19 protein-coding genes are annotated in these 19,975 nt (G+C 38.4%); 1 reads left to right on the top strand and 18 read right to left on the bottom strand.

Going from position 1 to position 19,975, the window contains the following annotated elements; genetic code table 11:
- From H8B06_RS05320 to H8B06_RS05245, 16 genes are all read right to left on the bottom strand, one after another.
- On the bottom strand, positions 1–1,125 hold the full coding sequence (locus H8B06_RS05320; RefSeq protein ID WP_190993265.1) for a glycosyltransferase: 1,125 nt from the start codon (positions 1,123–1,125) through the stop codon (positions 1–3).
- On the bottom strand, positions 1,122–2,249 hold the full coding sequence (locus tag H8B06_RS05315) for a glycosyltransferase family 4 protein (protein ID WP_190993264.1): 1,128 nt from the start codon (positions 2,247–2,249) through the stop codon (positions 1,122–1,124). Before H8B06_RS05315 ends, H8B06_RS05320 begins: the two co-directional genes overlap by 4 nt.
- The gene (locus tag H8B06_RS05310) at positions 2,246–3,559 is read right to left on the bottom strand and encodes a hypothetical protein (RefSeq protein WP_190993263.1); all 1,314 of its coding nucleotides are present in this window, start codon (positions 3,557–3,559) and stop codon (positions 2,246–2,248) included. Before H8B06_RS05310 ends, H8B06_RS05315 begins: the two co-directional genes overlap by 4 nt.
- Positions 3,540–4,526 (bottom strand): glycosyltransferase family 2 protein, encoded by a 987-nt coding sequence (locus H8B06_RS05305; RefSeq protein WP_190993262.1) that lies wholly within the window; start codon positions 4,524–4,526, stop codon positions 3,540–3,542. The genes H8B06_RS05310 and H8B06_RS05305 overlap by 20 nt, the downstream gene beginning before the upstream one ends.
- A gap of 2 nt (positions 4,527–4,528) precedes the next feature.
- Positions 4,529–5,461, bottom strand: a complete 933-nt coding sequence (locus tag H8B06_RS05300) for a glycosyltransferase family 8 protein (protein ID WP_190993261.1) — start codon at positions 5,459–5,461, stop codon at positions 4,529–4,531.
- The gene (locus H8B06_RS05295) at positions 5,458–6,336 is read right to left on the bottom strand and encodes a LicD family protein (RefSeq protein WP_190993260.1); all 879 of its coding nucleotides are present in this window, start codon (positions 6,334–6,336) and stop codon (positions 5,458–5,460) included. The genes H8B06_RS05300 and H8B06_RS05295 overlap by 4 nt, the downstream gene beginning before the upstream one ends.
- Entirely contained in the window at positions 6,329–6,757 is a 429-nt protein-coding gene (locus H8B06_RS05290) for an HIT family protein (protein WP_190993259.1), read from the bottom strand. Before H8B06_RS05290 ends, H8B06_RS05295 begins: the two co-directional genes overlap by 8 nt.
- A gap of 2 nt (positions 6,758–6,759) precedes the next feature.
- Entirely contained in the window at positions 6,760–7,179 is a 420-nt protein-coding gene (locus H8B06_RS05285) for an adenylyltransferase/cytidyltransferase family protein (RefSeq protein ID WP_190993258.1), read from the bottom strand.
- Between the two features lie 5 nt (positions 7,180–7,184).
- The gene (locus H8B06_RS05280) at positions 7,185–8,165 is read right to left on the bottom strand and encodes a glycosyltransferase family 2 protein (RefSeq protein ID WP_190993257.1); all 981 of its coding nucleotides are present in this window, start codon (positions 8,163–8,165) and stop codon (positions 7,185–7,187) included.
- Between the two features lie 6 nt (positions 8,166–8,171).
- Positions 8,172–9,701, bottom strand: coding sequence for an MATE family efflux transporter (locus H8B06_RS05275; RefSeq protein ID WP_190993256.1), 1,530 nt, complete (start codon positions 9,699–9,701; stop codon positions 8,172–8,174).
- Positions 9,702–9,707: 6 nt separating this feature from the next.
- Positions 9,708–10,694 carry an acyltransferase family protein gene (locus H8B06_RS05270; protein WP_190993255.1) on the bottom strand — a complete coding sequence of 329 codons (987 nt, stop codon included), beginning with the start codon at positions 10,692–10,694 and terminating at the stop codon, positions 9,708–9,710.
- A 31-nt stretch (positions 10,695–10,725) separates the two neighbouring features.
- The gene (locus tag H8B06_RS05265; protein ID WP_190993254.1) at positions 10,726–11,691 is read right to left on the bottom strand and encodes an NAD-dependent epimerase/dehydratase family protein; all 966 of its coding nucleotides are present in this window, start codon (positions 11,689–11,691) and stop codon (positions 10,726–10,728) included.
- Between the two features lie 125 nt (positions 11,692–11,816).
- Entirely contained in the window at positions 11,817–13,031 is a 1,215-nt protein-coding gene (locus tag H8B06_RS05260; protein ID WP_190993253.1) for an MraY family glycosyltransferase, read from the bottom strand.
- Positions 13,032–13,105: 74 nt separating this feature from the next.
- Positions 13,106–14,329, bottom strand: a complete 1,224-nt coding sequence (locus tag H8B06_RS05255; protein WP_190993252.1) for an OmpA family protein — start codon at positions 14,327–14,329, stop codon at positions 13,106–13,108.
- 124 nt (positions 14,330–14,453) lie between these two features.
- Positions 14,454–16,166 (bottom strand): hypothetical protein, encoded by a 1,713-nt coding sequence (locus H8B06_RS05250; RefSeq protein WP_190993251.1) that lies wholly within the window; start codon positions 16,164–16,166, stop codon positions 14,454–14,456.
- Positions 16,167–16,212: 46 nt separating this feature from the next.
- Positions 16,213–16,452: a hypothetical protein gene (locus H8B06_RS05245; RefSeq protein WP_190993250.1), complete on the bottom strand. Its 240-nt coding sequence runs from the start codon at positions 16,450–16,452 to the stop codon at positions 16,213–16,215.
- Positions 16,453–16,885: 433 nt separating this feature from the next.
- Between H8B06_RS05245 and H8B06_RS05240 the strand changes: the two genes are divergently transcribed.
- Entirely contained in the window at positions 16,886–18,454 is a 1,569-nt protein-coding gene (locus H8B06_RS05240) for an AraC family transcriptional regulator (protein WP_190993249.1), read from the top strand.
- A 4-nt stretch (positions 18,455–18,458) separates the two neighbouring features.
- On the opposite strand, the gene H8B06_RS05235 is transcribed toward H8B06_RS05240, so the two are convergent.
- Together H8B06_RS05235 and H8B06_RS05230 are read right to left on the bottom strand one after the other, a co-directional pair.
- Positions 18,459–19,412: a helix-turn-helix transcriptional regulator gene (locus tag H8B06_RS05235; protein WP_190993248.1), complete on the bottom strand. Its 954-nt coding sequence runs from the start codon at positions 19,410–19,412 to the stop codon at positions 18,459–18,461.
- Positions 19,413–19,671: 259 nt separating this feature from the next.
- A complete protein-coding gene (locus H8B06_RS05230; RefSeq protein WP_190993247.1) occupies positions 19,672–19,887 on the bottom strand; it encodes a hypothetical protein in 216 nt (71 codons plus the stop codon).
- Positions 19,888–19,975: the final 88 nt, after the last annotated feature.

Genomic DNA, 19,975 nt, shown 5'->3' with positions numbered 1-19,975 from the left:
CTAAATATTTACGGTATCTAAAAGCTTACAAAACAGGTCGGACCAATCATTTGCTATCGGTTCCGCCATAACCGCAACCGGCACAGGCTTGAACGCTTGCTCTTCTCCCTTGATAAGCCGCATCATCAATTTTGCCAATGCCTCCGGTTTATCTGGATCAAAAAAAGCAGTATGCTGACTATCTCCTGCCGTTTCATGGGTATAAGGCATATCAGCGAGTAGCATATACTTATTGTATACCGCAAATTCCGAAATGGGTAAACCCCATGATTCCGCTTTCGATGGGAAAATAAGACAATCACATTCCTCGTAATAGCCTTGTAACCGTTCCTTTGATAAAAATCCAACGAATTGGAGAGATGCCAGTCTACCCCAATTTTTATGTAACCATTTAGCATATCTATTTTCATTTCCCAGAAGAGTAACATAGACCTTAAAGTCGTTCAGGTTGTGTTGATTATTCAATATATCCACCGCCTTACAAATGATCTCAAAATTTTTGTGCTTATTCGGAGAAGCGGCATAAATAAATGATGTTGTCTTTCCCGATACCGCCTTGGTCGATTGTGCCTCTCCAAAATTTGACAGCGTCGGTGGCGCAACAATTATTTTATTCTGCGGGATGTCAAACATCTTGCTCATGGCCTTCCTAAACCATTCTTGTTGCACAACTAGGTATTGGTTCCTATATATATTCGGTCGATATATAAATTTCGTCAACATCGCTAACGCAGCCATTTTGGGTGCAAAAAACAAGTCCTGCAACTTCCAGCGATAACTAAACAAAGCATTGTGGCAATACACGGCTCTGTGTTCTGCGATTACATTCGGCGTCGTGTCATGTAGGGAGAACCAAAGGTAAACCGGACCAATGGTTTTGGATATCTGTTTCAACGAAACATATTCATACCATAATCTATTTATCCACCGCTTTTTAGGCCACTGTGTTTCTATATATTCGAGATATGGAAAATCTGCCAGTTCTTTTTTATAGACTATAGCAATTACTCTATATTCCTCTCTTCGATCGGCTACCCACCGTGACAGAGCAGAGAGACAGTCCCTTAATATAGTCAATGGACCAGCCTCTACAATGTTTACCGCGGAAACCACTATCGTCTTCATATAGCCAAGAGATTAAACAACTCCAACCATTGCTGCATTACTTTCTCTTGCGAAAATTTTTCTGACATTTTCTTTGCATTCAATCCCATTTCAGTTCGCAAGTTCTCGCTTTCGATCAGCTCTGTAATTCGTATCACCATCGTCTCACGATCGCCTTCTTCCACCAAAAAACCATTACGATCATTCTGAATAAGATCGCTCGGACCGCATTTACAAGCATAAGCCACCATGGGAAGGCCGCAAGCCTGCGCCTCCAATAATGTCATCGGCAGGCCTTCATATCGGGAGGTCATCACTAAAAAACCGCTTTGACAATATTCCTTTTCGATATCCTTCACAGGCGGACATAAGCGCACCACATTTTCTAGTCCGAGCTGACGAATCTGTGACAAAAGTTGATCTTCCATTGGCCCATGTCCGAAAATATCCAGTTTCCAGTCGGGCTGCTTTTTATATACTTCCCTCCATATTGTAATGAGCTCATCGAAACCTTTCTGATAATCATAGCGTCCGACGGCGATAGCACGTTTCATTGTTACATCTACTTGGCAGCGAGGCACAAAGCTGTTTGCATTAGGAATAACCGTTATGTTGGGGAGGTCACCCCAGTAGCCTCGGTCTTCTTCAGTCAATACTACGAAGCGATCATATTGTTTTGCTAACCGTAGATCTTGCCTACTATGCATAAAATCTACAACTCTCCATATACCCTTCCGACTGTATTGCAAACGCTTAAAACGAGAAAAATGAATTTCCAGCACTTTCTTACTCCCATCTTGAATACGATGAAGAAGTGAAACGTCATGGTCGAACATCGACACCACGACATCTGCTTTCAAATCTTTTAACAGCTCGGTCAATCGCTTTTTATGCAGTCTTTGTTTTATGGAATAGGAGATTATTTTCTTCCATACACCTTGGTCGTTGCTTTCGGTATAGTCAATACCCAAATCGTACAACGAAATAGCAGTATTCAGTGAAAAATAAGGTTTTCGTTGTTGTTGATCAGTGGTAATAATAGAAACTTCGTAACCTTGCGCAACCAGATAATTTGCCTTGTTTGCTAATACCCGCTCCATACCGCCGGAGTTAAACGTGCCTAGTATGCAGTAGACTATCTTCATACCACACTCCCTTCATCTTTATCCAAAAAATAAAAGAGGGAATATATCAAAAAAAGGTCGGTCGATACTTTTAACCAAATAATAAAGCCTAGCGCCAATAACAATATAAAGAAAAGTTTATGGCATGGAAATTTTCTAATGCCCATCCAAGCATTGTAAACAAAAAATAAAGAGAACGTGATTAATCCTAGTAAACCTGAATAAAAAATGAACCGACAATACCCGATATCCGTTCCGACGACATACCAATTATCGAAAGTAGCTTTGCCTATCAACCAAGTTCTATAATCATGAACGTCAGGCCATATCCACATTACGGTGTTCAACCGCTCTGTCGAACTAGTGGTCCATTTTCCTTTTTCCACCCAGTTAAAGAATCCTTCGAAACCAAAGCGCAGTAACCCTCGTATATTTTCATCTGTTCTATAAAAATACATTGCTACAACGACAAGAATGAAAGTAACTCCCAGTATTGTAGCCCAAGATTTGACATTCTTAAACGAAACCTCCTGATTTAACACATCAAAACTTAACAATAAATACAGCAGAGCAAAGAGTACACCAACCGTGGTTGTTCGTGAAATCATATTGCCTATTACGGCTATTGCTACGAACGCAATCCAATATAAAGCAATAATTGATATGCTCTCGTATTTCTCTTTAGACCTATGTAGAACAGTCACCAAACCAATAAGTACTATTGAAAAACGAGTTCCTGCCACATCCAAAGCTGCTCCGATTCCATACAACCGGTCTACTTTATTCAAAAATTCCACATCTGCTACGGTATCTTGAGAAATATAGGTATCAATAAAATTTTTTAACGATACGATATTGTCGATAGCCAACGCCAAAGAACACTGTACTATAGAAACAGCTATTAGATAATTTATTAAAAGATCAAAATTAAGATAACCATGTACCTTTCTCAAAATAGAACACACCGTATAAGCCCCGAGAAGCCATGTCGCAAAAGAAATCAAGTAATTTGCATATGTGTAATCATTCGTCTTGTTGACATCAACTGAGATATACCCAATAAGACTAAATACCAATGCCAACAAAATGGCCGGAATCAATTCTACAGATAACCAAATTCCACGTTGATAAATACTGTTAAATGCTAAAATCGGAACGCCTAATCCGGCTAATATAATCTTGGTATTCAATCCTTTGGGAAGAAATGTAAATTCAAAAGGAAAGAAATAACAACTTACAATTATCATCAGAAAAAAATAAGATACCCAAGCATTAATACCCGAGACAGTCCTATCTTCATAACGTGGCCTACTATCGATAGATAACTCCATATACAAATCTGACTATCAAAAAATTATACAATTTCACAAACCAATCCTGTCTATAATACGCGGCATATTGAATAAGTTTGATACGAAAAGAAAAATCCGGGTTTATGGAGATATAATCATTTGCTTCAGGGAACCAATCTCGCCACAAAACATACGAGTTATTGTCCATTGAGATCAAAAGACGGAGTTTGATATTTAGTTTAAAGAAATTCACTTCTTGCCAATATTCTTGATTCCCAAAACAAGTCTTTAAATAAGCGACAAGGTTGTCAGTATTAAAACGCACATCATCCAGTTGTTTTTGGGACATTTGTTTGGTGAAAGCATTCGGATTTGTTTGTGTATAATGGTAATATGCACGTGGTATATAAGCAATCTTTTGTGTGTGACAAAAAAGTTTTATCATTGTCATATCCTCTCCCATACAATGCTCTGACGGAAAGAAAATATTATTATCCATGTACAAATGCCTTTTTACAAGCTTATTCCAAACATTAAACTTCATACTTCCACTTAACATACTTCGTATACAAGCATCAGAACCGTTACATTCTGGTTGCTTCATGTAACGTTCATTTCGATTAAAAGAGAGAAAGAAATCTGTGTATACAATATCTGCCTCATTTGTTTCCAATTCTGTCACCATATCGGCAATCATCATCGGGTCCAACCAATCATCACTGTCACAATGGAATATATAATGGCCTTTTGCTATAGCAAGCCCGGAGTTTCTCGCTGCCGGTAAGCCTTTATTTTTCTCGTGACCTATATATTTCAATTGATCTTTTCTTGCCGGAAACGCTACGGCAAGATTTCTAATAATATGCATACTGTCGTCAGGCGACGCATCATCCACAATTATATATTCTATATATGGATATGTCTGTTCCAATAATGAGCGGACGCATTTCTCCACATGTTTTTCTACATTGTAAACGGGTACGATAATAGAAACTAATTTATTCATTTCTATTTTTTTATACCACGAGTTTTAAAATAACGGACGAGTAGTTTCACACGTTGCCAAAGTGATAATCGGTCATATTCTTCCAGCTTATCATAGAAAAAGTTAAAATAGAATTTCGAATCATAATAAATCGATTTTCTATGATATTCCCACCAGATATCAAAATTAGGACACCAACTCTTCCAAGGCTTAGGTCCATTATAATGTATTATACCTTGTTGTTGCATATCATGTAATTCTTCTAAATTATATACTGATTGCTTAGTTTTATGTATAGCGAGTTTGAACAGCTCAATTGTTCCGCAAAATATAGGAGACAATATTTTAACCTTTCCTTTACAAACTAAATTTATAACATCCATATCTTGATGCACATGGTTATTTTTTGCTTCTTCTTTAAATCTAAAAACTACTTTATCCTCTCTAAGTAAAGCTGAATTAAGTATCAAATTACCCGAGAGAATATAGTTTCTTGGATCAAGCCCGAGACCAACCCGCCGTTCGGTCACCTTTTTATTGAAAAGTCCCGGAGACAGAACTCCGGCCATATAGTAATCTGACATATCTGTTTTTTCGTATATATCAGAGAGATCATGTCTAAAAATAACATCCACGTCATGGTACATGATCTTATCGTATTCTGGAATAAGATCAGGAATCAATAGCCGATAATAAGCAGGTATTGTAATTCCTCTGATTTCAAAAGCATCACGAAATTGATTGCCCACACTTCTGTAGGTAATTTTTGTGTTCTTGTATCGCTCATAAAGACGTTCTAAAAATCCTGATGCAGGATAGATAGCCTGATCATCGTGTAGAATAAAAATATCATAGAACGTATTAGAATCGGCATTTTCCAATAACGAAGTTATACTTACCCCGGCAGGTATGAGCAAATTATCATCAAAGCAAAAAACAACCGGTATCTTTTTCATAATAGACTATTCAACCTTTTTTTCTTATTCAGTTCTTGGTAAACTTCCTCTACACTCTTTCGTTCTTCCAAATTGAGATATGCTACATTATGATGCGACCCTCTCTGATTTTTAGGCGGCAACTGCATATAGTCGCCGTACACCTGTGTTAATAATTGATCATATCCTACTGGTAAACGAACCTCAATTCCTTCAAAAGACATCATTACAACACCATCAAACCACGATTTAGGCCAAAAAGCTTTAATACCAAACTGGCTTCCATAGCTTCCTACATATTCTGCTTTGCTATATTCGTGACGGGTCATGATATAGTGGAGCTGCTCGTTGACTTTTTTATACTTCCTCTTTTTGCCAAAAGCACAGGAAATTTCATTTATAGCCGTTCGCAACTGAAATTTAGACAAGCGTTTAAATAACCAAGCAAAGTTTGCTTTGGCGGACTTGGGCAAAATCATCAATTTATTAGCGATACGTCTAAAAAGCAACCAATCTGCAGCACGTTTCTCCCTTTCATTGGATGCCCCATCCAAGGGGAATATGTCTACAAAAGCACCGAGTACACAAGGAACATGTTTAAATTCCAACAACGTTGTATTTTTGTCGCACATTTTGGCGAACGGCAAGTAGTATGAGGGGGGGCGACCTGGTATGATTAACTCGTACTCCTTCTGCTCGAGTTGCGGAAACAACGATAGAAACTTCTCATAATCCGGTCTGGGCATCAGTACATCAATATCATCGTCCCAAGGGATCAATCCTTGGTGACGCACGACGCCAATAGCTGTACCTCCATGACAGAAGTATTGTAGATCATGCTCTTCACAAATTTTAATGAATGCACGAAAAACACCTACAATTTTTTGTTTATACATAAGCCTCCTTCATATACTCCTTTAACTCCATTAAGAGTTGATCGCCGAAGTTCGACGTCGACAGTACATTTGCCGGTTTTGGCCAGTGTTCATCTCGAAAATGTTGATCTTTAAATGTCACCTCCCTTTCATACCGCGGTATAACATGAAAATGAACCTGTTTATCTACCATCATAAGTAACAAATAGTTGACTTTGTCCGGCGAAAAAGTTTTGGCATAAACTTCTTTTATAGCTTTGAACGCCAGACCTAGTTCTTGCGACTCGCTATTTGTCAAATCCCCTATATCATGACATGCTCTATCTAACGATAATACTAAAGAACCAATAGTAACCTGCACTGGACGTAAGCTAATAATCCATGAACCTATCGTTTTTATGGTTAGGTTGACGATATCAAATTTTTGTTTAAAATCTTCCATTATTATCTCGTAATTTTTTGTAATACTTCTCTCAAACGGGTTGATGAGGTTCCTTTTGTATACGGAAAGTAGATAATCTCTACGCCTACTTTGGCAAATTCTTTTTCATACCTATCCCACTTATCCGTTCCTTTCCAATCACTTCCTACAAACATTCTATTAAATCGCAACTCTTTCCAAGCCTCCATTTTATCCATATTAGTTTGGGGAACGACTTGGTCAACATATTTTATTGATTCCACAATACCCTTTCTTTCATCATAAGGAATTACTGCTTTTACATTTTTATATTCCACCAATTCATCAATCGTAACCCCAACGACTAAATAGTCACAATGTTCCTTGGCCTTCTTCAAAATATTCAGATGTCCGATATGAAATAAATCAAAAACGCCGGTGGTATACCCTATTATTTTACTCATTATATTTAAGTTTTACTCGTTTGATATCGTTTTTTAATATTAATCCATAACCTTAGGGGACCCTTTATTTTATAAATAGCAAGAAAACCGACTATTTTATGTCTCATCCCCAGGTAACTCTTATAGAGTAACCTGTTGGATTCTGGAAAAATATTAGCCCATTTCTCAAAATGAATTAAGTCTGTCGTATATAACAACTTACGTTTGCTCCTAAACATAAAATTTTGGAGGTCGCTATCAGGTATCCAACTGACATTTTTCTCCCGGAGAAAACATACGATATCCCGAGTATTATTTATTTCTTCATATACTCTGCGGGGGGTCATATCTCTAGTGATTGCCCCTATATTGAACTGCATATAATGATAAAGTAGTTCTTCTAGATGAATGATGTTATTACAATAAAACAATACCTTGATAAGTACATTCCTATCTTCACCTAGATTATTCTCATCTAAAAAACGGATCTGATTTTCCAAAAATATTTCTCTCCTGATGAGCTTGTTCCAAAGCATGCCCTGCATTTCTCCTTTTATCAGAGACAATAAATAGACCTTGGAATCTTCCGCTACCTGCTGTTGATTTTCGTAACTCGAATCCGTGAAAGTCATCCTGAAATTACACCAAACTAAATCAGCTTGCTTTGATTCAGCACTGTTGTACATCTTTTCAAACATATCCGGCTCAATCCAGTCATCGGCATCTACCCAACCTATATATTTTCCTGTGGCATTGTCCAACCCTGTATTTCTGGTCGTCGCGACCCCTCTGTTTTCTTTGTGTTGTATAATTTTTACATGCCCTTTTCGAGCAGGATAATCCTCTAAAATCCGTTTCAGGATAGATATACTATCATCCAGACTACAATCGTCAACAAATATATACTCGATATCAGCTAAGGTTTGGTCAAACAGACTCTGTACACAAGAAGCTATATATGTCTCGGCACTATAGATAGGTATGATAATGGAAACTTTCTTTTTCATAATTATCTATACTGTTTTTCCCAAAATAATTTTATTGAACAAATAATGTATCACGATCTTTTCATCCTTTCCTAAAGCCAGTAAATAGCCGAAGCAACAAACGGAAAATATAGAAGCTGTTGTCATTATGCCCAGTCTTAACCAGCCCGAATCCATATTCTCATTAATCAAAAAAGGGACAATCAAACAGAAAGGAACTGTTATAATAATTTTGAAAATCACCTTATGGAAATATTCTGAAAGATGAAATTTAACTGCTTTTCTCACTATCAACACCCTAGCCACTTGCGCGACTATACTGAATAATAAATGGATTATTAATGTCGATTCCGCCGGATACCCGTTCTTTAATAAAACATAACTTGCCGGAAGAATCATCAAGAGTATGGTCCCTTCCCACAATTGAAACCGCTTGATGTCTCCGTAAGAATGGATAGCTACGATTAACGAATAACTTAACGAGGATACTAAACTTATTAATAGCGATAATTGGACAAACACAACGGTATGCGGAGGAATCTGTTTTAACCATTTTAACAGGACAAAATGAGTGTCAAAATAAATAGGTATACACACTATAAAAAGTAAGAAGAAAGTGATCTTGGTACTAGAATAAATCAGTCTGTGCATTCTCTCCAGATCATTTGCAGCATAACTCTTTATAATCTGCGGATTCATCGCTCGCTGGAAATTATAGGAGAAATTATTCACAGCATTTTGCACTTGCGTAGCAATCCCTCTGGCGGCATTCACAGCAGGACCAAAAAATAAATTAAGCAATATACTAACCCCTTGTGTGTATCCAACTACTGCTAAGTTTCCGTTCAATACCCATCCCGAAAAAACAATCATCCGTTTAAATAGCCTGCTGTCCCAGATAAGCCTCCTTACTCTAGCCTCTTCAAATAATTTCGTACATATAAAGAAATAAACCAAAAATGTAACAACAGAAACTGCGCAGGTCAAAATCCCATAAAGCTGGAGTTTGTCCATCGGAAACAGAGGCAGTAAAAAGACAATCCCCAATCGCAAAACGACTTCTAAAATGGATATGTAAGCAAAAATATTCATCTTCTCGTGCGCATTAATAATGGCTACATAGGGCACTGTAATAATGCCAATCGCAGAAGCCAATACGGAAGAATGAAAAACCCACAGGGCTGTATCCAGTCTATCCGTGGGAATAACCAATTTATTATATACCAACCATAAACCGATGGTCTCTGTCAAGACAAGAATTACAGCCGCAATAAGTATATGAATCGTAATACTCAGATTGAAAGTCTTCGTCAAAACGAATTTATTCGATTTGCCAAGCTCAAAAGTCAGAAACCGTTGTGTGGCACCTGCCATAGAACTATTGATAAATGCCAACATACCGATTACGCCTCCCACAATGTTATAAATCCCAAAATCATCTATACCCAGTATATTAAGAACGACTCTTGAACAATAGAGACCAACACCCAACGTAAAGAGCATTCTAAAATATAATGCGATCGTATTCTTCGCCATAAAACCTGCTCTCTCTCCCATACCGTATCAAAAGATTGTTTTAAGGATATTTACTTTATCACCATATTTGATAACAAGATCTCCCAAAAACAAGGTAGCTAGCAGTGAAAATAAAAACCCTCCCATTTGTATATGCAGATCTTTGGGAACAAAAGATATATATAGAAAGTAGAAGTACATATGTGTAAAAAACATAACTATACTGATTTTTCTGAAAAATGAGCTGATAGCTTTATTATCTGATGTGATATTACAACCGATAAAAAATATTGCTATGGCAGCCCCGATTACCATAAGATCAGATAGCAATGGAATACTCAACGTGCCTATATATAATGTTATTGCAAGTGCTAAAATTGCCCACCAAAATCTGGACTTCAATGTTCTTTGATAAATAAATAAACCGAGAGCAATAAAAACGAATCCAGAAAAAATCCGAGTGGTACCAAATACCTTCTTTAAAGTATCTAGATAACTAACCCCTAAGAAATTGACATTGACAAAATTCAACACATAAATCAGTATCGTAATAATCAACAAAATTTCATAACGCCATTTAAACCGATTGGAAATCCACAATAATAAACCAAAATAGACCAATGATAACATATACCATAAGGGCCACGAGAAATAATTCTCTCCTTTGAAAAGTATGTTCCTCAAGGTTATTGCAGCGCCTTTTAGGCTTAATTCCCCATCTAAAGACAACCCATAAAGGGTCAAAGGCATATAAATCAATGTCCAGATAAGATAGAGTTTAACTAATTTCTTGATAAAGCCGGTAATCACTGTTTCGTTAAGCTGATAATCATCGCTTAGTTTATGTGCCAAGAGATATCCCGACGTAAAAAAAAAGAATGGAACGGCAATCTTTAAAAATGAATCATACATTTTGAAAATAAATCCTGTACCGTCGGTTCCAGCAGGATGTGTATGAATCGCTACAACACAAATCGCCATCAAGAACTTAAAAAGATCCAGCCCGAAATAAGTAACTGTCCGTGGTTTCTTCACTTGTAATATGTTTATTGATCCCAAAACAGTACTAATTTTTATGTCCAAATTCCTCTTCCAACATATTCCTCAGCCCCTGCTCCATGGTATACGGTGGAACAAACCCCGACGCCATCGCCTTACTCGATGAAAACTGTGTCACTGCACAAAACTTCTTCACCCGAACCGAGCTGATGTTTAGCTTTTTGCGTGTGATAAATGCCAACACATCAAACCCATACCCCCCAAACATACCCAGCCAATAGGGAATCCGAATTGTCGGGATTTTTTTCTTTAAAATCTGGCCGGTATGACGGACCAAGTCGTTGGTGGTGAAGTCCGGCTTATCGACATAATTATACACCTCATAACCATTTTTTTTCTGTTCAATCAAAAACCAGATAAATGCTACGATATTACCGATGTAAGACATGGACTTCTTATTATTCCCCTTTCCTATCATCAAAAACTTGCCACTAGCAATCTGTTTCAATAAATTATATACATTGCCACGGTTTCCTTCGCCGAAAATGACTGTAGGACGTATAATATTGATATTCCAATCAGGATGGTTACGATGCCACACATCTAGTACCTGTTCTGCCTGCCACTTACTCTTCCCATAGTCATTAAAAGCATCTATAGCGGCATCCTCACCGGGATTGTCTTTATCTAATCCATACACGGCCACCGAACTGGTAAAAACCAATCGCTTGATATCGTTAACTTCCATCGCTTTCAACGTATTCCGCATGCCCTCCACATTGATATCATAATATAGCGACACAGGACTTACGTCATCACGATGTTCCGCTGCCAACAGCACCACCACATCACCGCCTTTGGAATGATGCACTAGCGTTTGCCAATCCATCACATTTCCTATGCGTGTCAATTCTGGATATTTCTCGCTGTTATTTTTATCGATATTCAATACTTCTAGACCAGAAACTTCCAACAGCCTATCTATTAAATGCGTACCTACAAAGCCTGAACCACCGATCAGTATAATTTTCATCTATATAATTGTTCTTTAATGGTATTGAAGCTTGTCTGCGTCACGCAGACAGGCTTCATATATTCTTTTACAAATGCCGAGAAGCAAATTGCATTTGCCCTAGCGCATGGTCAGCGTTCTTATGTTTATTGCACATAGGCATCCCCTCCCTGTAGCGCAACCCCTTCCTTAAGCTTCATTTTGCTTTCCGTTCTGTAAACTTGTGTAAGCGATGTCGATTGGGAAGTCACCATTGCCTGCTTTTGTATATATCTTTTCTCCATCCTTTCAAATACTCCATGCATCCCTAACCACAACGCCACATCGCAGAGAATCACAATATTATTACTGATCATTTCCACCATCAGGATATTAAAAGCACTAAAAAACAACACCAAGCCTAATATGGATAGCATGGCTGTTCGATGGGACATGCCCATCCGCAGGAATTTGTGGTGCAAATGGTTACGATCTGGTTTGAAGACAGGCTTTCCTTTTCGCCAACGTATAAACATCACACGTGCCACGTCCATAACAGGAATAATCAGTGTAGAAAATGCAACCACAATCGCACCTTCGGAAAAAGGCTTTACATATGGATTATTCATCGCGAAACTAATGGCCAGAAAAGCCATCGAATACCCTAGCGTCATACTGCCGGTATCACCCATAAAAATTCGACGACGACGACGAGTAGCACCAAATACATTATAGTAGAAAAAAGGGATTAACACACCTACGGTAATAAATGCAAACAACGTATGCCACCACGCACCGTAATACATAAACAAAGCCCCCAATACCATACATCCCATCGCCACGACACCGGAACAAAGTCCATCCAATCCGTCAATAAGGTTAATGGCATTGATAATCAAAACAACAATAAACATCGTCAATGGCATCCCTACCCAGGCGGGAAGCGAAACGAGGAGACCTAAACCATACAGATCATTGATCCATAGCCCGGAAAGAGGAAAAAAACTCGCCGCACAAATTTGTACGACAAATTTCCATTTGTAGCTCACTCCTATCAAATCGTCAACAACGCCCACCATAAACAGCATCCCCAAACCACACAATAGCATCATAAAACTTGGAAGAAATACCCAAGATTGGACGTTCATTTCGATATGCGCTATTTTGACCGCAAAAACCAACGCAACAACAAACAGAAAACATTGTATAGGTACAAAAATAACGCCCCCTAAACGAGGAATAATACATTTATTATGTACCTTACGGTCGTTGACAGGGTCGAAAAGACGCTTTTTGTATGTCACTAACATAATGACGGGAATCATGCCCCTGCTCAACAGCAGGGCAACGACAAAACAACCAACAACAAGTAAGATTTCCATTCTCAAATAACCATCTACACTATCGAAATTTGATTGGGGCGTACCCATTCAAGATGAATACGTCCCGACCTTTATTATTTACCGATAACAATCACCGCACGGCTCAAACGTGGATCGTCATAATACATATTCTCGACACCGCCCTCATGCTCCGTACGCAATTGTGATGGATCGACACCAAATTCTTCTACCAAGACTTTCTTGATCGCTTCTGCGCGGTTACGACTCAACAGTTCATTACGAGCCGGCGTACCGGTTCCTTTATCCGCATAGCCCGTGATGGTATAAACCACGTCTTTGTTAGCTTTTTTTATGGTCTCCGCAAAAAATCCAAGGTTTACACGTGCTTCATTGCGTACTTCCCAAGTGTCAATCGTAAATGTCAGCAGAATTGGCGCAGCCAATATTCTGTCTTTAAACTGAACATCTGTGATCACATCTCCTTTGGCATTTGCCAACTGGCGTTTCAACGCTTCGTTATCTGCAGCTAATTTTGCAACGCGATCACGCAGTTCGTTCAGGAGAGTTTCATCATAGTTGGTTTCAACAACTATCGTCGATGGTTTGTCCCAACCACGCTTGTTGAACTTATAAGCCAAGCCCAACAATGCGCTTGCCTGGCCATCCTGTTTACGATTCCCAACCTCGCCATCAAAACGATCATTGAACATCACTCCTCGAAGGTCCAACGTTAAATCCAATGCATTCGCTAAACGGAACGTATTATAGATACCAATATTAGCGCTTACTTCACCCTGTTTAGGTTCGTCGTTAGTCACCATCCAACCCAAGCCCACATACGGACTGATGTTGTAAAAACGTTCTTTGTAACCTCCGAAAATATTCGTGAGGTTAAAGAGCGCATCTCCATAAATATGAAAAGCGTTAAATTCCTGATGTTCTAACCAGTAGTCATCCCACGGCTTGCCGTCGTAACGCTCGCCAGTAGAATGCACACCGGATGTCATCCATGGTGCGTTTTGGGTCAGTCCTTTGATTTTTCCGAAACTACCTCCGGCACGAACACCCAACCCCGGGCTAAACCACTTACCTAAATAAGCGGAATAATGAGCCGCCAAACGTTCGTTGAACTTAGCTTGCTTGTCGTGATCGCCAAAAAATATCGACGCACCGGCACCAGCACCAAAAATCCAATTGTCACCAAAGCGATTGGTGATGGCTTGATAACGGTCGGTTGAAACCGTTACGGTGGTATCATGCTTTACCGGTACCGATTGTGCTTGTATAGCACCGGTGCCACCTAAAGCGAACAGTGATATTATTATAAAATTCTTCATCTATCGTTAATTTCTGATTGTCTTATTTTAGTGAAGTCCCCCCAAAAGGGGGACTTTTATTAAGTGTTATTACGTTCCTATCTTGCTATGCCTCGGCGCAGACACGGGAGAGCGCTAAAGAGGTTTAATTACAAGCGGCAATTCGTTTTCCGGTCACTTGACCATTGATATAAGTAGGTCCGCTAACTGTTTGCGTTATTGTTACTTTGTTGTTGGTGGTGCCACTGGTCAACCAAGTCACAGTATTAAAAGATGTGCTATTAAATAACTCCATCGGATATTGAGTCAAATCACTATTGCTCTTACGACCCGTTATACTCACGACACCCGACGCTGACACACTAACTCGAAGAACAGGATTGTCTGCTGTACCATTCGTAATATCCCATACATTAGGAATGGTACCATCTCCGTGGTAACCTCCTCCACCGGCAAACCGGACATTACGACCATTAGCCCCTGTACCCTGAAACTGGATCTCCTTTGTTGCTATCTTCCGATTTGCCGTGTTTTGATCGTCAGCTGGATCATTAATGGCCATATTGAACGAATTATCCAAACTTGTAATATTCATGACGACACCTGCATTCGCAGTCGGTGCAAATTCGTATACGCGTCCAATCGTTTCACCATTGTTAGGAGTTGCCCAACTCATGGTATATACTAAGGGGATACCTCCAGAACATTGGTTCTGAGGAATACTATAATTAAACCAAGTAAACAATATTAAAAAACGAATTCTACATCCCGCTTGGGTATTTGAAAGCGTAAAAGTCTCAGGGCTTACATTAAACATACAATTCCCCTTATCCAGCTCCAATACTAGATTGTATTTCACCCCGGGCTCAATCTTTACATTTGGTACAACAAATGATTCGCTCCTGCCCAGACCCGCTATCTCAATATACTCTACCTCTAGGCTAGTAGTGGTTAAGTCACGAGCCAATACAGTTGGTAAACTACTTACCTCTGTTAACCCTGTTGAAATCGCGGGAAAAGAAACTGCTTTATCTTGGGCGGATCCAGTGTAAGTTACCGTCCCATCGGATAGCTTTAACGAGCCTCCAGTATGTGTCGCGTTCTTCAAAGTAAAATTACCCACGCCTGTTATAGAATTCAGACCGATCCCCTGACCATCAAGAACCGTCGTGATTTCGCTCAGTTTGTTTGCCAGAACAACTTCTAAATCATTGGCACCGTAGCCTAGAGCTATAGTCTCTACAAAATGCATAAACTTTTCATTACCGATAGTCACCATAGCACTTGATAGCGTACTATTCGCCGCAAGCGCAGGAAGAGCCGCGGTACCCGCTGAATAGGCCACAAATGTATAGTTCGTTGTTGTACCTGTCGCGTCCAAGGTGAATTCGTCAAACGAAGAGGAGTTTGCGTCTACCGTTTTTTCTAACCGCTTTACTTCATTACCAGTCGCATTGTATACCAGTAAACGATATTGGGTACCTATGGGCAAAGTGCTTTTTACTTCTTGAGCAGCAGCTTTGAGGCCGCCGCCTGCGGACTGTTTCAAAGCAACAGGTGCAGTTTGTTGCTCCGGTACCAATTTTGCAACAATGTTTAATCCATTGCTGAGCGGTATAATCTGGGTCTGTGTTTCTAATTTACCGTCGGTATTTTTTGTAGCTACAGAAGTAGAAGCTTTTGATTTTAAAGCTCCACTGTTTCCTGTAGCCACCGTAAAACCACTACTTAGACTGACGCGCATTTTTATACCGTCATAGATAGGCTCAACTCCTGTCTCATTTTTACAGGAAATAGCCACAAAAAGTGTCAATAACAGACACCATATTGTATTATATCTTATTGAGTTCGTTTTCATTTTTTTCAGTTTGGCCTTTAAAAAGTTTTGTAAATAGATAAGGGAATTAATTAAAGAAATCTAGGTCGATCTCACGTCGATCATCTTCTTCTACCATCCAGCTCTCTTCTACTACATTGTTATTCTCATTGACGGTTATGGATCCCGCTGCAATGTTATTTTCCAATTCCACGAAAGTCAATCCTACTTTAGGTACGATATACGTGAGTTTCTCGGATTTCCCCGGTTCACCGCCGTTCCACGCTTCTCCCGTTTCAAGCGACAGCATACTGTTTTGCTCTTCCATTTGTTTTGTTAATTTAAATTTGACTAGTAGTAATTGATAATTCTCTGTTTATCGATTATTAGTTCGACAAAGTTAGTGCAACTAACAGGGGCAAAAAAGATATTGTACAACCAGAACAGCGAAAATAAGGATGAAGTAATTATACATTTTACCTAAAATGGACAATATCAAAAACACACATAATCAACTAAAAAACAACACAATAGACCCAAAAAATAGCGTATACAATCAAAAATACAATAACGCACTTTATATAGATTTAATTACCTTTATCAACACCTATGTAGTATATTATAAAGCACCTGTGACGTATTCATTTTCTCGTAAATCAAAAGGAATGATCGCACTTTTGGAAAAGTAATTTTGTTTTACACTATAGTTCCCCATACCATACATCAATCTCGGCAAACAAAAAGCTGTGAAAAAAAATATCATGATTAAAAAAATCTATCTTTATATTTTTTGCTCATTTATACTTATCATGATTTCGCGTGGCCAGGATATAGAAACCTATAATGCATTATACACGAAAACATACCTAGAAACTTCCCAAACAGATTTTCCCACGGCATTACATATTGCAGATTCTTTATATACAATATCCAAAACACCGCTACTCGAAGCGCAGAGTTTGATGTTGACAGCTTCCTTGTACCAACAAGTTGGGGAAACTACAAAGGCAATCGAATACGGTCTCAAAGCAGAGAATATCATCAAGAGCACTAATCACCTAGATTGGAAAACACGTATTTACGCGTTTTTAGCGACGCAATACAGAATAGCACAACTATTGACACCAGCCAGAGAATACATAGAGAAGGCAATGAACATCGCTGAAAAGATATCAGACCCACAGTTGGCAAATGCAGCCAAGGGATTGATTATGCAAGAAAAAGCCTATTATAAAATGGAGCAGAAACAGTATAAAGAAGCTATAACCTATATACAACGATCTAAAAAATATCTTGAAGACACAAAACAAATTCAGTTTTTTGCAATCATGGAAAACGAGCAGTTATTAGGGCTCGTCAATTATCTTCTGGGTGATGAAGAAAATGCATTAAAGCATTATGAAATAGCACTGAATTTGACCACGAACATTCCGAAAAACCACATTACAGCATTAATTCATAACGGTTTCGCCAATATCTACCTTAACCGAAACGATCTTTCGAAAGCAGCGAAACATTTAAATATGGCGCAAGGTATAGCCGATCTTTCACACTATCTACATTTGAAAAAGGAGGTGAACGAAACAGCGTATCGCTATTACAGCAGCATCAACGATATAAGTAAAATACGAGCCATCAAGAAAGCACAAGATTCTATTATCACGACCATTTACAGACAATCAGCCGATTTTCTGAATAGTTCCTACACCACATTAGGACGTGAAAAAGATGATATGTTTCAAAAATCAAAAGATAAATTAATTTTTATCTTCATAGGCATTCTGATTGTACTCCCCATGACGCGCTACTTTTTTTTGTCTCCATCAAATCAAAAGTTAAGTTCGCCGCACATACAACAAGCGAAAACCGACGATGTAATAAATAAAGATAATACGCAAGCTATACCGAACGAACGCAACCTCTCCTCTTCCGATAAGGATCCGGAAAGCGAATCCTGTTCATCGCCACTCATGTTGGAGCAAACGCTAAACAAGATTTTGAACCGATTGGAAGAATTTGAAAACAAACAACTCTATATTAAAAGAGATGTGTCACTATCCTATCTGGCGACCTATTGTGACACTAATGCAAAATACCTTTCCGTTGTCATCAATTCGCATAAGAAAAAAGATTTCTTCAACTATATCAACGAGCTCCGGATTAACTACATTATTGAAAAACTAAGGAATAATTCCTATTACCGTAGGTTAAAAGTAGCTGCCCTCGCACGTGAAGCAGGTTTTTCTTCACAAAGTAAATTTGCCCTAAACTTTAAAAAGGTCACTACCGTATCTCCATCAGAATTCATTAAGTCTCTGGCGAACGAATGATGGTTCAAAATTGTGCTATCCACATATAAAGATCTTCTTTCCGAGGTATATTAAACGATTTGCGTAATCGGCTCTTCTTGGTTTGGACCGTACGTATCGCCAAATGGTTATAATTGGCAATTTCTTTAGTGGTAAATCCCAGTTTTAAAAGCGCACAAAATTTAAACTCTTCTTGTGTCATCCCTGTATTTTGCCTATATAAATTTGCATAAAAGTCAGGAAAAACTTGTTGAAACGCTACGATGAATGCTGGGTCATCTGTTTGAGCTAGTTTCACAATATCCTCAACAGACAAGGATATTGTAGCACTCTTCGATTTAACATTCAACTGAAATGGTTGGATATCTGCATGTAGAACTTGACGATATAATTTCTGCAATTCCGTGTTTTTCAACATAATAAAATAACCATTAACGACTAATAGCAAAACTGATTGCATAAGAGTAGCCTGTGGATTTTCGTGAAAACACACTTGGCTCCTCCATAAACTACTGAACATCTCTAAATCAAACAAATGCACGACATAGAACAATACAAAAATCCATAGAAAAACAAATATATTGTAGTGTCTATGTCTTTCGTTAAAGATAAACAATGCGGCAAATAAAATTGAAAAATAATAGGGTGCAATGCCATTATGGAAACCCGCTGTAGAACAAAAATAAAATACGACCAATGTAACCATTATCAAAGCAGAGGTAGCCATTTTAACATTCAAATGCAGTTTCGTAAACCATGACAATAGAAACAATAAACACCCTACAGTAAACAAAACAACGAAATTAATAGGCCGTCCAAATGATAAGTTTCTAATAGCGTCAATAATAAAAATTAAGGATATCAACAAAGCATATTGGTTTATAAGTCGTAAGCTAACAATCCGCAATTTATCCATACCTTCTTCAATATGCCTATTAGAAACAACATGCCAAAACTGTTTAAGTAGATGTTCATTCATAATGTATTTTAAAGACTAGTTTTTCATTGTTACTTCACACGAACCACTGCCGGAAATGGTCTATTGAGCGAATTTAAGGAATATCTCCTAGATGCCTATAGATATTCTTTCAAGGAAAACAACCTGTAGTTAAAATGTGACATTTTAGATAAGATTCCACTCCTATTAGGTTTCCGATCGACAGATAGACATTTAGGTAGTCTTGGTGGAGCGAAGTAAAAAGTCTATCTCACACCCAATAGAGGAATTAAATGGAGTTCTATGATGAAGTATACGGCGAAGTTTGACAATTTCCTTCTTCAAGCTGATGTTTCTTTAGCCAGCGTATCACCGTTTTTTTCGAAAGAATTCCATATTTCGCCATCGCCTCTTCCAATAGCAACTCACCAGACAGAAGAGCATTGATAACACTTTCTTGTGTTTTCGCTGTATAGCGAACGTAAGAACCTTTTGTCTTTGTGTCTAATCTGTTCATGTCTATATGGAATGCTTTTCGTATAATAAAGATCCGGCATTACCGGGGAGGTAATACCGGATACAATCTACCTATGAAAATTATACCA

Source organism: Sphingobacterium micropteri, from assembly GCF_014692515.1.
Classification (GTDB): Bacteria; Bacteroidota; Bacteroidia; order Sphingobacteriales; family Sphingobacteriaceae; genus Sphingobacterium; species Sphingobacterium micropteri.
This window is presented reverse-complemented; position numbering and strand designations above follow the sequence as displayed.